Here is a 15,601-nt window from a genome sequence, read left to right as displayed (position 1 = left end):
GGACCGCCCGGCGGCCCGGATCGAATTTCCTTAGCGCAGCGACGCCCGACGTAATTCTTTGCGGCCGACGCTCGGTCCAGTTACTAAAAGAAGCCCTTGCTGAAGGTAGTCGGGATGAGGTACACTGCCAATGGGTTCGGTACGTAGTATAGACATTGTAGTTGAGCTTGAAAGAGGTAAAAAGAAGAAGATTTTGCCGTTAGCGGACGGAACGGCGCCGTAAACGAGCGATGTAAGCGAATAAGCCTAAACCGGCAGCAAGGGTTACGATACATAGTACCCACTGAATGCCGGAAGGACGAATAACAATCAGCGCCCCAAAAAACTGCACGATTAAAATCACGTAGAGCAGCCGGGCAATGATTGGGCGGGCGAGTTTGGTGATCACGAAAGCCCCTAGGGGCGCAAAGAAGATAACAACCGGGATGCACGTCAGCCATAACTCGAATGACTCCTGGTTAAAGTCATGCAGTACCTGGGTATGCAGAAAAAAACCCAGCAGGGTCTCAATCGTCATGATGATGACTGAGGACGGCGTGGCTACTTTTTCGTTGAGCCGGTAATAAATCGTGACCAGACAAAAGGTAAAGATGTTAATACCGGTACCAAAGATGGACGAGATAACCCCGCCCACCAGGCCAAATAACGCGAGCCGAATCATATCGGGCAACTGGAAGTCAGGAATGGTGTCGACAACGATACGGGCCGGATTGCGGTTTTCACGCCAGAGGGTAATGCCGAAGCTCAGCCAGAGCGAGACGAAAAAGAGCTTGGCAGCAACCGGCGAAATCAACGGTACAACGTAATAGGTTCCGAATACAAGGCCAAAAATCCCACCCAGGGTTACGTACCGGATGTAGTTCCAGTCTACCTTAACGCGCAGGCCCAGAATGAGCAGCGTAGCCGAACTCATGCCAATACTCTGAATCGCGAAGGAGAAGTTACGGGCCACCGGGGGAGGAATCTTTAAGAGTAGCGTGAAAACGGGATACGAGATGGCCGCGCTACCTTCCGGACTTGATCCGGCGATGAATGAACCCAGCACCATCGTTAGCGCAGCCGTCCACCGGCGAGCCAGAAAATGCACATCGGGCAGCGAACTCATGTACCACCCCCAGCCACTCAATACGCTGACCAGAAACAGCAAGTATAAAATAGGTATTCGACGGGCGGGCCGTATGGAAGTAGACATGGCAGGAAACAGAGCAAGTAGCCGATAAGGAATGGCAATACATATACTGGTAACGAATAATCGGGGCCGGTGACTGATCAGTCACCAGCCCCGATTCAATCAGGGCCCGGCCGTAAGCCCGGCCGATAACCTTCTATTTTTTCAACAGGCCTAAAATCGTTTCCTGGTTGGCCAGAATCGCATCCAGGGTTTCCTGATTTTTGAGAATAGACTGCTGGTTGCCTAAAATGCTATCCTGATTGGTAATAATGGTTTTCTGGTTGTCCAGAATTGACTCCAGGCTATGTTGGTTATTGAGGATAGACTCCTGATTTTTGAGAATGTGCTCCTGATTGGCTAGAATTGCTTCCTGATTTTTCAGGACGTGGTCATTGGCATTTTCCATACTCTGTTTTGCTTTAGTTAAATGAATTAATTAATGGGTAAACGTTAAGATAAACCCACCCCGTGCATGGCTACGACAGGGCATATTGCCTGCTGGGCGGTACATTACCGGTTTGGGCCTGTATTTCTACGGATTGATTAGGTAAAGTCTGCTGCTTAGCGGCCTCTATATCTCCTTGGCCAGGCGTAACTTGTATCCATTTCTGAAAGCGTCGGGTCAGAAAGGGTAAGGCCACACAAACCATATATGGCACCAGTAAGCAGGTTAGGCAAAAGGTCCGGGCCACTAAAGGCCAGTGCGCCATAAAGGGCAACTGAGCCAGGGCATAGCTGATGATCGTACTGAAGGGAAACATGGCGGACCAGACCAGCAGCCCCAACTTCCACTTATTTGTTTTCATGACGTATCAATTTAATGGGTATCCTTTGCCAGTTAGCATAGGGAGTCGTGTAATAAAATCATAAGTTTGTGAAGATGTCCCCACCACGTAAAACCAGTGGGGAACACGAACTACCAACCTATGATTAATGAGTCGGATCAATAAATCCTATTGATCCGACTTTACGTTTCAAGCGAGTTGCGCTTCTGTGGCATGTACATAGCCTTTTATCGCCAGCATCTCGCCCATATCGGCATAAGCCGCTGGGTCCTGGGGTGCCCACGTGGCTAACCCATCTACGTAGCGATTATACATACAAAATGCAGCCGCAATTAATACGGTATCGTGAATATCCCGATCGGTTGCTCCTTCCGCTCGGGCGGCATCCACTAATTCAGGCGTAACTTGTTTTCCTCCCTGCTGCACACACCCCGCAATCGCCAGTAAGGCTTTCATTTTAGCAGACACGGGTGCGGTATCCGGATTAGCCCAGGTTTGGGCTACTACCTGATTTTCCCGTCCCAGCAAATAATCGGCGGCTGCGCCATGACTGGTCGAGCAGAAAAAACAGTCATTACGCCGGGAAGTATAGGATGCGATCAGCTCACGTTCCCCTTGCGTGAGTGAATCGCTGGCATTGGTACGCAGCAGTACCTCGGCTAATTCGTTCAGCGGTTTTGTCGTTAGAGGGCTGTAGGCCATAGGACCCAAAATGCCGGGTAATCCGTCGGGTAATTGAATATGTGCCATTGTCAGTAAGAATAAAAGAGTTGATAAATTTTCAGATCGGTCAAAAGGGGGTGCAATCGTTCGGATTACCGCATCAGTTGGTCGAAACTGAGCGTTAGGTCATACAATCCACCCAAGGCTGGGGAGCCATAGGTCTGCACCATATACGTATTAGCCAGGCTGCTGGCACCAAGTTTAACGGTCGTTTTGAGCGCGGGCAAGCGATAGCTCACCTGGGTATCCACTAACGAGTAAGCCGGTAGCTGGCCCGGTAGGTTCTGGGTAAACGTACCCTACCAATCAAACGCTTCCTGCTAGTACCAGGCCAGGCTGAATCCTACACTGTCTATTAGCCTTACGTTGCTCAGAACGCGTTATAAGCCAGTCAGCAGCAGGAATTGATTGACTGCCGACAAGTCTACAGTCACGAGTGACCCCACGACTATGAAGTAGCCGGTGACTTACTAGGTCAAACCAACAGCCAGCAAAAACATGAGAAGAGACGTATGGCGTAACGACATAGGTCTACCAGCCGTATTAGGCTGAAGCAGATATCCAGACGCAACTAGCCGTTAAGCAGCCCATTGGGGCGGGGGTGAGTGGATGGGCGCCGAGCGCGTGGAGAAAGCAAACGAAACATCGGGAATCCGAATTGACTCGGCACCGATACCAGGCAAAACTTGAAGTGCAACCGATGAACCAGGCGAGTACTCTTTCAGCAGGAGCTTCAGCAGTTGGCTGGCCTTATGCCCGGTATCCGTTGACGCTGTGAGGTGGTCATTCAGGAAAGCGAGTAAATCCTCCTGCCAGAACGAGCGGTTTGGCGCTTCCAGACCAGCAATCAGGAGCCGGTCATTCTGAACGTCCAGGCTCACAACCGTATAATAGTGTCCCCGGTAGCGAAAGCCATCTTCGGTGGTACGGGCAATAGCGGTTCCATCGGTTTTATCGTGGAGCGGAATCTGAAACTCGACGATACTATCAACCGAGCGGTATACCAACAAGCGTTCCGACAAGTCGTTCTCAGCCTGCCACCACCCGCCTATACCCACAATGGCACTGGCCAGTGTATGGCAAAGGAGTAGCGCAAATAGGCCAACAGCGACTCGTTTTTGTAACATGAGCATTTCGGATTCTTCGTAAAGATAATAGCGATCCTTTAAAAATTAGTATTTAAATAGTACAAAGGCTTGAAATTTTTGAATTATAAACTACTCAAATACGATGACTACCCATCTATTTGCTAAAGGCAGACGATGATCAGTCGTTGAATATATAAAACTCTCTTACAAGCCCCGGAGATGAGCTGATTGATCGGTGAATTAACCGCTGCTGAGCATCATACTCGGTTAGATAATCTGTGGGTATTGGTATTCCATCAGGATTAGTTGAGGTACTCTTAACCGTCTGACGAACAAAGTTATTGTCACTTAAATTATGGTGAATGTAATCCAGGTTCAGTGTCCAATAAATGCCTTTGAGTATATTCGGTTTGCTGTCATAGTAGTATTCGGTTTGGGAGCTTGATAAGACGCCCTTTGCGTCCTTATGACGGAGCAACTTCATATTGTTTCCAGCATACTCAAAAAGTTGGCCAACCGCAACGCCACTGGGGTCTTTGATTTCAATCAGACGATTGGCCGAGTCGTAAATTAAGGCCTGGCGCTCCAGTAAGCGCGCTTGCCCATCCAGCTCGACTCGGTAAAGAAGCTGGGCACTCTGACGACCCGTCGCATCGTAGACCATCTGCTGCATAAAATAAAACTCCTTGGGCGAAGTTCCTGGCTGAGTGGCCTTGGAAAAAGTTCGGTAAGGTCGTTCATGTTGATATTCGTAAATGACCGCGTTATTCACTCCCTTTGAGGGGGCACTAAGCGCAGTAAGACCAATAACGCGCTGCTGAGCATCATAGAGTAGGTTAATGGTAGAGCTAACGGGATTGCTCTGTCCATAGGTAGTAATAATTCGATCTAATTTACCTCGGGGCGTACGGGAAGCGGTAACGATAGCCGCAAAGTCAGGAATGGCTACCGTAATTAGGGAGTCCTTAGGAGTTGAAAGGAGAGGATCTAACCCTTGTTGATTAGATTGACAAGCGAGTATACTGCCAATTAGCCAGGCTGAAATGGCCAGGCGTCTAGGATCATAGCTCATAGCAAACAAGATTGTATGATTAAACCGTCCGTGTTAAAAAATTAACAATAAGCTGTCCTGATTCGTAAGATACTTGCTGGAGTTGATAACTAGTAAATAAAAATAATCTTTTTAATTGATCTGCTAAGTAGATATTCAGTTGGTAGTATCGGTCAATTTTAGTGCATATGCTACGGACCAGATCAATCTGGGAAAGGGTAGCTAAGCATGAATTTGGAGAAGCTGGCAAGCCTCAGCCACTTTGTGCTTTAGCTGAGCTAGTGCCTCCTCTTGGTCATCCTCGGTCAAGGATTCCATAAAGGTCACGAACTCAATGGTCAGAGCCGAGTCGACTAGACGAGCCGCATCGCCAACTACATCCTTCTCTTCGGAAATGGTAGTACCCAGATGGTTAATGCGCTCCCCAATCCGTTTGAGCTTTTCCTTGATTAAGTCGGGATTATCATGTTTAAGACCTAAGAGCGTTGTGTAATCGGCCAGTATCTTCTGTTTAATAGGCTCGTTTTTCATGGGCAAAGTGGGGAGTGAGTTTACTACATCTGATCTTGACTAACATCAGGCCTTACCACATTGTTAGATCAAATCCATAGCTCATTAATAGTTCTCTATACAAATTAACAATATAAACCACATAGCTTACTGTAATGCGTGATGTAGGCGTTTGCCCGACGTAAGCGACTAATTGTATTAGACAGATCGTAAAATCATTGTCTCGCAAAAACGCTCCTCCTTGAGACGAGGAAACGTTCATAAATAAGCTCGCGCCTGAAAAGACGAAGTGTTCATACATCTGCTCATTAATTCGGGCTTATTACGAGACGCTCGTTCAACGGCATAGGTGATTAGCGAAAAAATAGCGGATCAAGTTGCAATTGTCTACTAATCTGGCCGCTCTCTTAGTCAATAGTACTATCCCGGCTACTACCGATAAGCTGCCTGACAAATTGGCTTGGGGCCTGATTCTTGAGTTTGTGATAAGCCCGTCCTACTCTTGGCCAAGCCAGGTAGCCACGCCAAACGCACAAACATAATGCGTCCCTGTCCCTACTATTTGTACTGAACCGCAGATGGTTTGACTAGCCGTTAGCCAGATAAATGTATATGATCAAAAAAACACAGGAAAGAGACTATTTTTTCATTGGGTAGATACTTACTTGTTAATTTTAATTCTTCCGTTTTTCTCAAATAGCAACTCCATCATCTCGGTGTTTTTCGCAATGACCTTTACTCCTTTCTGAAACTCAATAGAGTTGGTTTTAAATGGCAGTTTTACTTTTGTTTTTCCGCCTTTTTCGGCCTTTATTTCAATGCTCGACACGACTCCTTCGGTTTTTTGGGCACTTACCAAAAACGCCCCTTCGGCCCGTAAATCTTTGAATGATGCTTGAAGCCATTTTTGGGGAACGGCGGGGAAAACCTCAATTTGTCCGGCATAACTTTGTAAAAGCATCTCCTGAATACCGGCAGCAAAGGCAAAGTTGCCCTCCAACGTAAAAGGGCGATACGTCATACTCGACTTGCCGGACTTGGTTTGGTCGCCATTGAGGTGAAAGGAGTTTGTGGAGCAAAAGGCGGTGGCAAAATCGGACAAGGCCGCTTCCGCCCCCTCGCCATCTTTGGCGCGGGCTTTCAGACTCCCCTCCCAAGCATACGAATAGCCGCACCACAAGGCAGGGCCAACTTTGTCCAGTAATTTGAGTGAATTTTGAATGATTTCCCGGTGTTTTGGTCCGTTTTCCCAGCGAATTTCACCCAAAGGATGAATAGCCATCAGATGCGAAAAATGGCGATGAGATTTGTTGTAGGGTAGATCCTTTGAAAATTTAAGCTCTTGATTATCAGATAAATGGTAAGCCTGAAATTGATTCAGGATTTTCAAATAACGTTCGGCTTCTGTGGGTAAATTCAGTTCAAGTGCCAGTTCGTTTGCCTTAGCAAACAAAAATCGCATCAAAGCCAAATCGTAGTTGGTATTTTCTAAAAACCAGGCCGATTTTTTATTATCATTAATTTCAGGGCTTGAACTCAACGGTAACTGACGGTATCCATTCTTGTCGATGTAGGTGATCTCTTCGAGGTGTTGGGCGACTTCTCTAAACCAAGGATAGGCCCGGGTTTTTAAGAAATCTTTGTCCATGCTATATCGCCAGTGTAAATAATAATGTTGCGCCAGCCAGGCCGATACCGTGGGTGAAAACGAATATTGAATCCAACCGCCCATTTCTTCTCCTAAAAGCGTAGTGACACCCGGCACATTAAGGCCGTTAGACCCAAAATACCATTTTGTGTATTTTTTATATTGTTCTCGATTTTGATCAAGGTGATTGAGATAGCCCGTTGCCTCGTCCAAATGATTGGCGGCATAACTTGGCCAGTAACTTAGTTGGGTATTTAAATCATGATGAAAATCGCCTTTCCACGGGGGAATTCGGCCGTTGTCGGCGGTCCAAACTGCCTGCAATGAAATAGGGGGTGTACTGCTTCGGGCGACACTTCCAAACTTGTACAGTTCAAGATAATATTGCTTTTCCAGTACCGGATCGGGCAATGATACAGATGATTTTGCCCAAAAGCTTGCCCACCAGCTTTGATGCGCCTGCCAGGCTGCAGTATAACTCGCAGCCAGAGCCGAAGCCACTATTTTGGGGGCTTCTGGTTGAGGCTTGTTGGGATAATGGGCAGAGATAGCCCACTGTCCCTCAATCGTTTTAGCGCTCGTTTTTTTCCATGTTACATACACGTCATAGTAAAACTCCCCCCATCCCTGCTGAATATAGCGATAGGATCGGTCACCTTGGGTAATTTTCCCTTGCTTATAGCCAAGCCTTGCCAAATCATCGCCGTCTACGGGGCCACCGACAGTATTGCCAGAGCTGCCTTCGTATTTTGGGGCTAACAGTTTAACATTCAGATCAGTAAGATTTTCAAATTTAAAGTAGCCAATGTTTTGTTTGGCATGAACGAACGAAGTCATTTTTACCCCGTTTTGCCAGAGAATTATAGCTTCGGCATTTTCGATATTGAGCATAGCCTGTTTGACACCGCCCCAGTCTTTGACCTCAAATTCAAGGGCAGCACCCGGTATTTTGCTTGGAGCAGGCTCACGATCGTAGGGATGGTCGCCAATTTTTTGTACAGCAACATAGTTGTCGGCAAGCACCTGTTCTTTGACCCACTTGTAATTAAAACCGGGGGTGTGAAGATCTTTCATGGGGCGCATATCCCAGAGTTCGGCGTGGTCGAGCGAAAAGCGCAGTTTATCTTCTTTTTGCCAAATCAGTTCGCCGATAAGACCATTGCCGAGGGGCAAGCCCTCATCCCAACGAGAAGGTATTTTATCAAATTGCAGCCCAATTCGATTACGTTCGATTTGGGCAAGCGAGCTAAAACACAGAAACAGTTGCAGGGAGATCAGTATGATTGACTTCATTAGGTTGTCCGGAATGTTTAAAATCGCACTATTCGTCAGGGACTAATAAAGAGCGTTGATGTTTCTGATTTAGGAGGAAACACCAACGCTCTTTTCACTTTCCCAACTTGTCAATAGCCTGTGTTCTGTGTCAAGTTCGTGTTTCTATCCAATTCATTTTGTGGAAATGGAAGCACATTATTTTTCTCGCCAAAGGACAGCGTTACACCTGCCGGATTTTTGACGGCCGATAATTTTGCCGCCATGATGCCCCATCGTTTCAAGTCAAAATAGCGATGCCCTTCCAGTGCCAGTTCGATGCGTCTTTCGTGACGGATAAACTCCCTCAGCGATTCTTTTGTATTATATTTAGTCTTATCAGTAGGGGGGAGGTTTACGCCGGTGCGGGTACGTACTTTATCAATGGCGTCGTAGATAGTGGCATCGGGGCCCGAAACTTCATTTTTTGCCTCAGCATACGCCAGCAGAACTTCGGCATAGCGAGTATGTACCACGTTCATGTCTGTCACCGTGATTTTAGATCGATCCCAAGGCAGTTTAGATGTATCCATATACTTTTTTTGATTAAAACCGGTAAGTAATGGATCGGTAACGGCAAATGTAGAACCATCTGGATTTTTGTAAGAATCGGTAGGTACCAAAATGGTCATCTTGAGTCTTGGGTCCCGATTTTCGTAAGGGTTGGCAGCATCGTAGCCCGAGCCCACCTCTGTGATTGGTTTTCCGTTGGCCATTTCATAGTCATCGACGAGGTTACGATAGGGCGCAATGGCTCCGTACCAGCCGAGTTCCACCAGCATACCTTCGCCCCCTTGTGGATTGTTGGGGGCAAGAAATTTGGTTGAAAAAATGATTTCGGGGTTATTCTGCTGGGTGTTCGTCAGAAAAAGATTGGCGTAACCTCCCTGGTAGATCGAAAATTTGCCGGAGTCAATGATTTCTTTGGTAATCGCCGTAGCATCGGCCCAGTTTTGTTGATACATCCTTACCCGGGCTTTTAGCATTTGGGCGGCCGCCTTCACCGCACGACCTGAATAAGCAGTAGCCGGCAATTTTGAGATGGCAAAATCGATGTCTTCCAGTACAAACGTCAGAACTTCTGCTCTGGGAGTTTTGGCTATTTTGGATTCTTCGGCGGTTTTTGGGGCCGTTTTATAAACCACTACATCACCAAAAAACTGTACCAAATCAAAATAATACATGGCCCGAATAAAACGTACTTCAGCCTTGTAACTGTCTTTATTGGCCTGCGATACGGCCGCTACCCCATCAATATTGTCCAAAAAATAATTACACTGGGCAATTCCTGAGTAGGGTACATTGTACAGGGCGGTATTGACATTGGAAGGATTGATAACCCCAATGGTATAATTTCCAAAGCCAAAAAAAGTATGTCTATCCAGGGCATTATCAGAATAGGAATCTAAAAAGGGCTTGCGGGCTCCGTAAAAGTTGTTTTGTAACGTTCGGTAAACGGCCGTAAGCGACATCTGCACATCCGTTTCTGTTTTCCAGAAAGTAGGCCCGGAAATAGCATTGAGCGGGTTTTTATCGAGGAAGTCTTTATTGCAGGATGTATGGGTAGTGAGTACCAGTAATGCCAGCAATGCAGAAGCTATGTATTTATTGTTGAATTTCATTCTCGTAACAGTTTAATTAAAGTAAATCAAACGTCTGTCTTTATAACTTGATGCTTACGCCGGCCGTGTAGATTCTCAACTGAGGGAATTGGGCAAATCTGCCGGAGCCGGCGCGCTCGGGGTCGTTTCCTTCGTATTTAGTCCAAGTAACCAGGTTGTCACCTGATACATAAACGGTCAGTCCCTTCAACTTGATCTTACTCAGCAGTTGCTCATTGAGTGCATAAGAAAGGTAGAGGTTCTTTAAGCGCAAATACGACGCATCCTGAATAAAATAGGTAGAACTATAACCCGATACCCCAGCGTAGCCCGTCAGGTAGGTAGCCGGAACGGAATTGCTTGGATTGGTAGGAGACCATGCATTGAGGAATTTGACCGGTGGTGCCGAGCCTTGTTGAAAGGGTTCATAGCCCCAACCGGACACCTGCGTATTGATTCCTTGCACCCCTTGGAAAAACGCGCTCACATTAAATCCTTTCCAACCCGCATTCAGACTAAACGAATAGTTGTAATTAGGAAAACGGCTGATGCGAACCCGATCTTCCGGCCCTACGGTGCCGTTGCCGTCCAGATCCCTTATCTTCAAATCTCCGGGTTTCAATGTACCGGACAAAGGTTGCTTTGGTGAATTGTTGATTTCTTCCTGGCTCTGGAACACCCCTATCCATTCGTAAACGAAGAAATTGTTATAAGGCTGGCCTACTTCGATCGTTCCTAAAGTAGGGGCAAGAATTTTAGTGACTTGATTTCTATACCGGTGATAGAGTACACTTACCCCGTAATTGAAATCGCCAAACCGTTTTCTGTGCCTGAGTTCAATTTCAAACCCTTTGTTTTCCATGGCTCCGGCATTGACAATAGGTGCGATCAAACCCACGCTGTTGGGCAAATCGGCGCGTTGGGAAAGGATGTCGGTGGTATTGCGCTTGTACCAGTCGATCGTCGCGCCAAACAGCCCTTTGAAAATATCGATGTCCAAGCCAAAATCCAGCATAGATGTCTTTTCCCATTTCAAATCTTTTGTGACCAATCGGGTGACGGCAGCACCCGTACTAAGCCCACTGAAGGGATACGCTGTTAGGCTTAGTACATCCTGATACGGATAGTTTCCAATTTCCTGGTTACCCAGTGTACCATACGAAACCCGCAGTTTTAAATTATCCACCCAGGACAGCGAATTTTTGATGAATCCTTCTTCCGATATTCTCCAGGCCGCGGAGCCTCCTCCGAATATCCCAAAGCGATAATCGGGTGCCACCCGCGAGGAGCCGTCACGGCGAATGTTACCCTCCAGAAAATACTTGCCTTTATAGTCATAATTAGCCCGTCCAAACAACGATTGTAAGGCCCATTCCGACGCTCCTCCGCCGGTAGCTTGATTATTGGCACCGCTGCCATCCAATACCATTATGCTTGTGTTTGGGAAATCAAACCGATTGCCCAGTATGTTTTCAGTAAGATTATTCTGCTGCTCATAGCCGGCCAGAATCCCTAAAGTATGCTCCGTTCCGATTTGTTTGGTATAATTCAGGGTACTGAAAAACGTCTTGGTAATGTTGCGGCTTTCATTCTGCTGGAGTCCAAAAAAGGTTGGATTTCCATTGGCTACCTGCGCATAGTTACCCGAGGCATCCGGCTGATATGCGTACGAAGGGGAACCGTATTGTCTGTTTTTATATTGGTCATTGAAGAACGTAAACCCGGCCTTGTTGAACCATTTCAACCCTTTTAAAATCTCAACTTCGGCAAATGCCTGAGCATTGACGTTATAGGTCTTTGTAAATTGGCCTCCCGTAGCATATACTTCTTCTACACTCCGATTGACTCCTCCGTTACTCGCAAAATCTCTGTTTGAGATTCTGCCGCTGCCATCCGGCAAAAAGGGGCCATACGTGGGTGCCGTAGCGTAGGCCAGCAAAAGAAGGTTGTCGTTGGTAAGCCACGGAGCTTTTGCATCCTGAAAAGAAAGGTTGATGTTGGTTCCCACCCGAACTCGTTTATGAACCTGACTCGAAAAGTCGATCAACCCGTTGTAACGCTTGTATTTATACCCTTTAGTTATTGCATCCTGATCCAAATAGTTGAACGAGATGTTGTATAGAGTTTTTTCATTACCGCCACTAAATCCTAAATGATGATTTGTGATAGGCCCTTTGCCGAGTACATAGTCCAGCCAGTTGAAGTTGGGGTATTGCTCATTATTAGGGTTGTTTTTGTATAAATCAATCTGGGCTTGTGTATAAAGCGGAGCCTGCCCGCTTCGTGCCCTGGCCGAATTGTACATTTCCATGTACATTGCTGAATTGGTTATGAGTTGAGGCACTCTCGTGGCTTCACTTATCCCGTAACTTGCCGCGTATTCTATTTCGGATTTACCTGCTTTCCCCTTTTTGGTCGTAATCAGAATTACCCCATTGGCCGCACGGGCACCATAGATGGAGGCCGAGGCCGCATCTTTCAATACCGTGACGCTCTCAATGTCTTGAGGTGAAAGATTTTTAATAGTGGCAATGATCCCGTCCACTAAAATCAAGGGAGAGTTTGAGGCCCCAAAGGAGCCAAATCCTCTCAATTGGTACGAAGCATCATCCCGCCCGGGCTCACCGGTAGACTGAATTACATCCAATCCCGCAATCCGGCCCTGTAAAAGATTTTGTACGTTGGGTACAGGACGCTCCGTTAGTTCTTTCCCCGATACAGTTGATACTGAACCCGACAAGTTAGCTTTTTGCTGAACACCATAACCTACTACAACCACCTCAGAAAGTGATTCTGCTGTCGGCACTAAGTTAATGTCAATGGTAGTTTTGCTCCCCACCAGCACCTCCTGTGCGGTGTAACCGATATAACTGAACACCAACGTAGCCACATTGGAAGTCTGAACACTGTATTTTCCATTTACATCAGTGATAGTTCCTATGGAGGTACCCTTTAACTGAACATTTGCTCCGGGCAAAGGCGAACCTCCTGCGTCAAATACAGTACCTGAAACAGAGCGATTTTGGGCAAAAACTCCCTGGCTTCCTGTTAACAGCAAAAGGCTCAGCAACACGAGTAACGTTCTTGTACCTGCTGATTTTGCATTACCTCTGGGCGCGATAGCTGAATCGCCGATAGTGGTGAACAAACACCCGTCTGCCCTGGAATTGAATAAGTAGAGACATTGCATAGAAGAGAAAGGGTTATAGAGGTTAGTTTTGTACAGGTATTTATCTTGGCATCGTACGAAAATCGGCTTATAGTTATAATTTTTATAGCATAGATGCAAATTAAGGCTTTGGGTAGTCTAGTAGCCTACAATAGATCGATCTATGTGTGTACACATTTGTATAGTCGCAGCACATCCTACAGGTCATACCGGCTCCGGAACTGGTACCTGTTACAACGGCCACCCCGCAGGAAGTAAAGCGTAACTTTATGCGGATTCAGATAGAAGTAAAAACACTCGTAGCCAGCCCACGAATGGGTGTAGACATAGTTACCCTAAACGAGGGAAACCCGGCAACATCACCGGCACAGGCTGACTATAGCCAGGCCAGCGTTCGACCCATCAACCAAGCATTACCAGATGAGATGACAGCCTGGACTTTTAGCGAAACGCCTTCGACGACCCCTTCGCGGGGAGCAGACACATCAGGGAAGACGGGTTCGTTAGTCTTAATTGATGGTAAGTTATCTGTCCAATGCCCTAACGTCTGATAATTTGCCAGCAATATGAGACTTAATAAGTTTCACCATTAATATTGATACAAATTCAACTTAAGAACAAGGGTACATTTCCCGTATCTGAAAATCGCTTCTAGTTACATATAATATATTTACCGCTAAAGTACGACGCTTGACCAGCTTCTCATAAATGGTCAAGCGTTGTACTTTAGCGGGATCATATACGACAGATTATTTTAAACAGCTATTGAATTTTGGATTTAAGGGTGAGATCTCTTAAAACGCTCCTAAGCGAGACGGTCGAATATTCCTGCATCTGCTTCTTGAAAAGGGGTTAATTGTATAGCCTGTTTTACCCGCTGTTAAACGCTGTCCGTAGCATACGGAAACAAGCGGAGCTAATATTCACACCAAATGTTCTAGTAGGACACTAACGCTTCTAATAAAAGTGAGAACCTCGTATGGATATGACCTGGTAGGAGGTCTCACAACCAACGGCGTACCTGGGCTTTATAGCTCAAGTAGTCCTGGCCAAACTTGCGGATCAAGTATTGTTCTTCGCGCTCAACGATGCCTTTCTGAACCACCACTAACAGGGGGATGAGCAGGAGGAGCCCCCACCAGGCATTCATCGCCACCGACACCCCAGATAAATCAGCGTCAAGGATAGATGCATCGGATTGCGAGTATACCGGTAAAGGCTGGCTCAACAACTGATGTGGGAAAAGCATAGCTCACGGTTAGGCCAATCAGTAAAGTAGCGCCAAATAGCAAGGGTGGGAAAGCAATGACATCCGCCTGATCAGGCAATTTCTCCGTAGCCATTGGGATAGCGTTTTGTGTCGACTTAAAAACCTAATCGTTGATCCGTATGCTACGGATAGCTTTGGAAAGATAAAAAAATCTCTGTCTTTTTAAAACGCTGATTTTAGGTGAATTACGAAAAGAGCATTCCCTCTGTCCTTGGGATATAACTTACTGAGATACCTGACGGGTCACCGTTTATGGGCATTGGCGAGAACATAAGCCTGCTTGGAAAAGTTGTCAGATAAAGGGGGAACGATTTCGCTGACCCGTTATGCCAACTTCAGCGGTACCTCTCCGCCTTGCATGAAACCAAACGACCTATGCCTACACTAACCTTTATCGAGGCCAAGCCCACGAATTCCGACAAAGAAGGGCTGAATATTTTGTTTATCTACAAGGTTGATGATGCCACCCAGAGTCGCACGATTCATGTTCTTGGTGCGGAAACCAGCTGGGGGATGAACGAGCAGCAAAAGGTCGAGTACATGCAAAAACTCTTCACCGGAACCCTCGCCTATGTGAAGCATCATTGGGAAACGTATGGCGAATTGCCGGATACCGACAAGCAGCTTGATAGCCAGTCGGATTTTCCTCCTTACCAGCCGGGACCAACAGCTTGGGAAGGCTACACCCTACAGTTAGTGGATTAGCCAATCAACAAGGCAAAAATGGCGCTTCAGCCGTTAACCCATTAAGTGAAGCCTACCGCATCTATTCTTACTCCGTTGGACGTATCGGTGGACGTATCGGCGTTGCTGACCAGCTAGTCTGGGTATCAGTTGATCCGTTATTTCGCATTCAATTGGCCAGTCCGTATGCTACTAACTAAGTAAAACAGATCGTAAAAATCACCGTCCCTCTAAGCGCTCCCACCTGAGACGAATGAAGCAGAGTGTATCTGCCTAACGAATGGGGGGGATTGGTCGGTTTTTTTAATAACTGTCAACTACCAGTCATAGCGTACGCCAGCGTCTCAAGCTGGCGTGTTATGGTGAACATCCCGTTTTTCTACCGGTCAATGACGATCGGTCCCAGATGACCTTGCCCACTATCGCTGGCAGTAGTCAGGCCACCAACCAGTCCACCCCCTGATGGCCGTTGGCTACTCAAGACTGGCGTTGCCCCCATTCACGGCTTGTCCAGCACGCATCTGGAATGGCGGCCCAGGCCGGGGCCATAAATTAGTTTGAACGCTGTATGTCCTCTTAAATCCCCCAAC

15 protein-coding genes are annotated in these 15,601 nt (G+C 46.8%); 2 read left to right on the top strand and 13 right to left on the bottom strand.

What is annotated here, in order from left to right:
- Positions 1-30 precede the first annotated feature (30 nt).
- The 12 genes from CRO74_RS32270 to CRO74_RS27730 form a co-directional block, all read right to left on the bottom strand.
- Positions 31-156 (bottom strand): hypothetical protein, encoded by a 126-nt coding sequence (locus tag CRO74_RS32270; protein WP_262508252.1) that lies wholly within the window; start codon positions 154-156, stop codon positions 31-33.
- A 43-nt stretch (positions 157-199) separates the two neighbouring features.
- The gene (locus CRO74_RS27780; protein ID WP_097130948.1) at positions 200-1,192 is read right to left on the bottom strand and encodes a sulfite exporter TauE/SafE family protein; all 993 of its coding nucleotides are present in this window, start codon (positions 1,190-1,192) and stop codon (positions 200-202) included.
- A 133-nt stretch (positions 1,193-1,325) separates the two neighbouring features.
- Positions 1,326-1,577: a hypothetical protein gene (locus tag CRO74_RS27775; RefSeq protein ID WP_097130946.1), complete on the bottom strand. Its 252-nt coding sequence runs from the start codon at positions 1,575-1,577 to the stop codon at positions 1,326-1,328.
- 70 nt (positions 1,578-1,647) lie between these two features.
- On the bottom strand, positions 1,648-1,977 hold the full coding sequence (locus tag CRO74_RS27770) for a putative antibiotic biosynthesis monooxygenase (RefSeq protein ID WP_097130944.1): 330 nt from the start codon (positions 1,975-1,977) through the stop codon (positions 1,648-1,650).
- Positions 1,978-2,145: 168 nt separating this feature from the next.
- On the bottom strand, positions 2,146-2,706 hold the full coding sequence (locus CRO74_RS27765; RefSeq protein WP_097130942.1) for a carboxymuconolactone decarboxylase family protein: 561 nt from the start codon (positions 2,704-2,706) through the stop codon (positions 2,146-2,148).
- A 65-nt stretch (positions 2,707-2,771) separates the two neighbouring features.
- The gene (locus CRO74_RS31745) at positions 2,772-2,918 is read right to left on the bottom strand and encodes a hypothetical protein (RefSeq protein ID WP_218840243.1); all 147 of its coding nucleotides are present in this window, start codon (positions 2,916-2,918) and stop codon (positions 2,772-2,774) included.
- 339 nt (positions 2,919-3,257) lie between these two features.
- Positions 3,258-3,806: a hypothetical protein gene (locus CRO74_RS27755; protein WP_097131154.1), complete on the bottom strand. Its 549-nt coding sequence runs from the start codon at positions 3,804-3,806 to the stop codon at positions 3,258-3,260.
- 139 nt (positions 3,807-3,945) lie between these two features.
- Positions 3,946-4,839 carry a hypothetical protein gene (locus CRO74_RS27750; protein WP_097130940.1) on the bottom strand — a complete coding sequence of 298 codons (894 nt, stop codon included), beginning with the start codon at positions 4,837-4,839 and terminating at the stop codon, positions 3,946-3,948.
- A 201-nt stretch (positions 4,840-5,040) separates the two neighbouring features.
- Positions 5,041-5,349 carry a hypothetical protein gene (locus tag CRO74_RS27745; RefSeq protein WP_097130938.1) on the bottom strand — a complete coding sequence of 103 codons (309 nt, stop codon included), beginning with the start codon at positions 5,347-5,349 and terminating at the stop codon, positions 5,041-5,043.
- Between the two features lie 640 nt (positions 5,350-5,989).
- Positions 5,990-8,269 (bottom strand): glycosyl hydrolase family 95 catalytic domain-containing protein, encoded by a 2,280-nt coding sequence (locus tag CRO74_RS27740; RefSeq protein ID WP_097130936.1) that lies wholly within the window; start codon positions 8,267-8,269, stop codon positions 5,990-5,992.
- A gap of 110 nt (positions 8,270-8,379) precedes the next feature.
- Complete coding sequence (locus CRO74_RS27735; RefSeq protein ID WP_097130934.1) at positions 8,380-9,909, bottom strand: RagB/SusD family nutrient uptake outer membrane protein; 1,530 nt, start codon at positions 9,907-9,909, stop codon at positions 8,380-8,382.
- Between the two features lie 40 nt (positions 9,910-9,949).
- Positions 9,950-13,078: a SusC/RagA family TonB-linked outer membrane protein gene (locus tag CRO74_RS27730; RefSeq protein ID WP_097130933.1), complete on the bottom strand. Its 3,129-nt coding sequence runs from the start codon at positions 13,076-13,078 to the stop codon at positions 9,950-9,952.
- Between the two features lie 248 nt (positions 13,079-13,326).
- Here CRO74_RS27730 and CRO74_RS31390 point away from each other — a divergent pair, with 248 nt between their 5' ends.
- Complete coding sequence (locus CRO74_RS31390) at positions 13,327-13,608, top strand: hypothetical protein (RefSeq protein ID WP_144035988.1); 282 nt, start codon at positions 13,327-13,329, stop codon at positions 13,606-13,608.
- A 452-nt stretch (positions 13,609-14,060) separates the two neighbouring features.
- Here CRO74_RS31390 and CRO74_RS27725 read toward each other — a convergent pair whose 3' ends face one another.
- Positions 14,061-14,306 (bottom strand): hypothetical protein, encoded by a 246-nt coding sequence (locus tag CRO74_RS27725; protein ID WP_101749435.1) that lies wholly within the window; start codon positions 14,304-14,306, stop codon positions 14,061-14,063.
- A gap of 396 nt (positions 14,307-14,702) precedes the next feature.
- On the opposite strand from CRO74_RS27725, the gene CRO74_RS27720 reads away from it, so the two are divergent.
- Complete coding sequence (locus tag CRO74_RS27720) at positions 14,703-15,032, top strand: hypothetical protein (protein ID WP_097130931.1); 330 nt, start codon at positions 14,703-14,705, stop codon at positions 15,030-15,032.
- The last annotated feature ends 569 nt before the right edge of the window (positions 15,033-15,601 follow it).

Origin of the sequence: Spirosoma fluviale, from assembly GCF_900230225.1 — a bacterium.
Taxonomy (GTDB): Bacteria; Bacteroidota; Bacteroidia; order Cytophagales; family Spirosomataceae; genus Spirosoma; species Spirosoma fluviale.
Note: the sequence above shows the minus strand (reverse complement) of the source record. Positions and strands in the feature narration are given on the sequence as shown.

Coding starts and splice junctions, on each gene's coding strand:
- CRO74_RS32270 (WP_262508252.1), bottom strand. CDS start 156: ATGTCTATACTACGTACCGAACCCATTGGCAGTGTACCTCATCCCGAC.
- CRO74_RS27780 (WP_097130948.1), bottom strand. CDS start 1,192: ATGTCTACTTCCATACGGCCCGCCCGTCGAATACCTATTTTATACTTG.
- CRO74_RS27775 (WP_097130946.1), bottom strand. CDS start 1,577: ATGGAAAATGCCAATGACCACGTCCTGAAAAATCAGGAAGCAATTCTA.
- CRO74_RS27770 (WP_097130944.1), bottom strand. CDS start 1,977: ATGAAAACAAATAAGTGGAAGTTGGGGCTGCTGGTCTGGTCCGCCATG.
- CRO74_RS27765 (WP_097130942.1), bottom strand. CDS start 2,706: ATGGCACATATTCAATTACCCGACGGATTACCCGGCATTTTGGGTCCT.
- CRO74_RS27755 (WP_097131154.1), bottom strand. CDS start 3,806: ATGTTACAAAAACGAGTCGCTGTTGGCCTATTTGCGCTACTCCTTTGC.
- CRO74_RS27750 (WP_097130940.1), bottom strand. CDS start 4,839: ATGAGCTATGATCCTAGACGCCTGGCCATTTCAGCCTGGCTAATTGGC.
- CRO74_RS27745 (WP_097130938.1), bottom strand. CDS start 5,349: ATGAAAAACGAGCCTATTAAACAGAAGATACTGGCCGATTACACAACG.
- CRO74_RS27740 (WP_097130936.1), bottom strand. CDS start 8,269: ATGAAGTCAATCATACTGATCTCCCTGCAACTGTTTCTGTGTTTTAGC.
- CRO74_RS27735 (WP_097130934.1), bottom strand. CDS start 9,909: ATGAAATTCAACAATAAATACATAGCTTCTGCATTGCTGGCATTACTG.
- CRO74_RS27730 (WP_097130933.1), bottom strand. CDS start 13,078: ATGCAATGTCTCTACTTATTCAATTCCAGGGCAGACGGGTGTTTGTTC.
- CRO74_RS31390 (WP_144035988.1), top strand. CDS start 13,327: ATGCGGATTCAGATAGAAGTAAAAACACTCGTAGCCAGCCCACGAATG.
- CRO74_RS27725 (WP_101749435.1), bottom strand. CDS start 14,306: ATGCTTTTCCCACATCAGTTGTTGAGCCAGCCTTTACCGGTATACTCG.
- CRO74_RS27720 (WP_097130931.1), top strand. CDS start 14,703: ATGCCTACACTAACCTTTATCGAGGCCAAGCCCACGAATTCCGACAAA.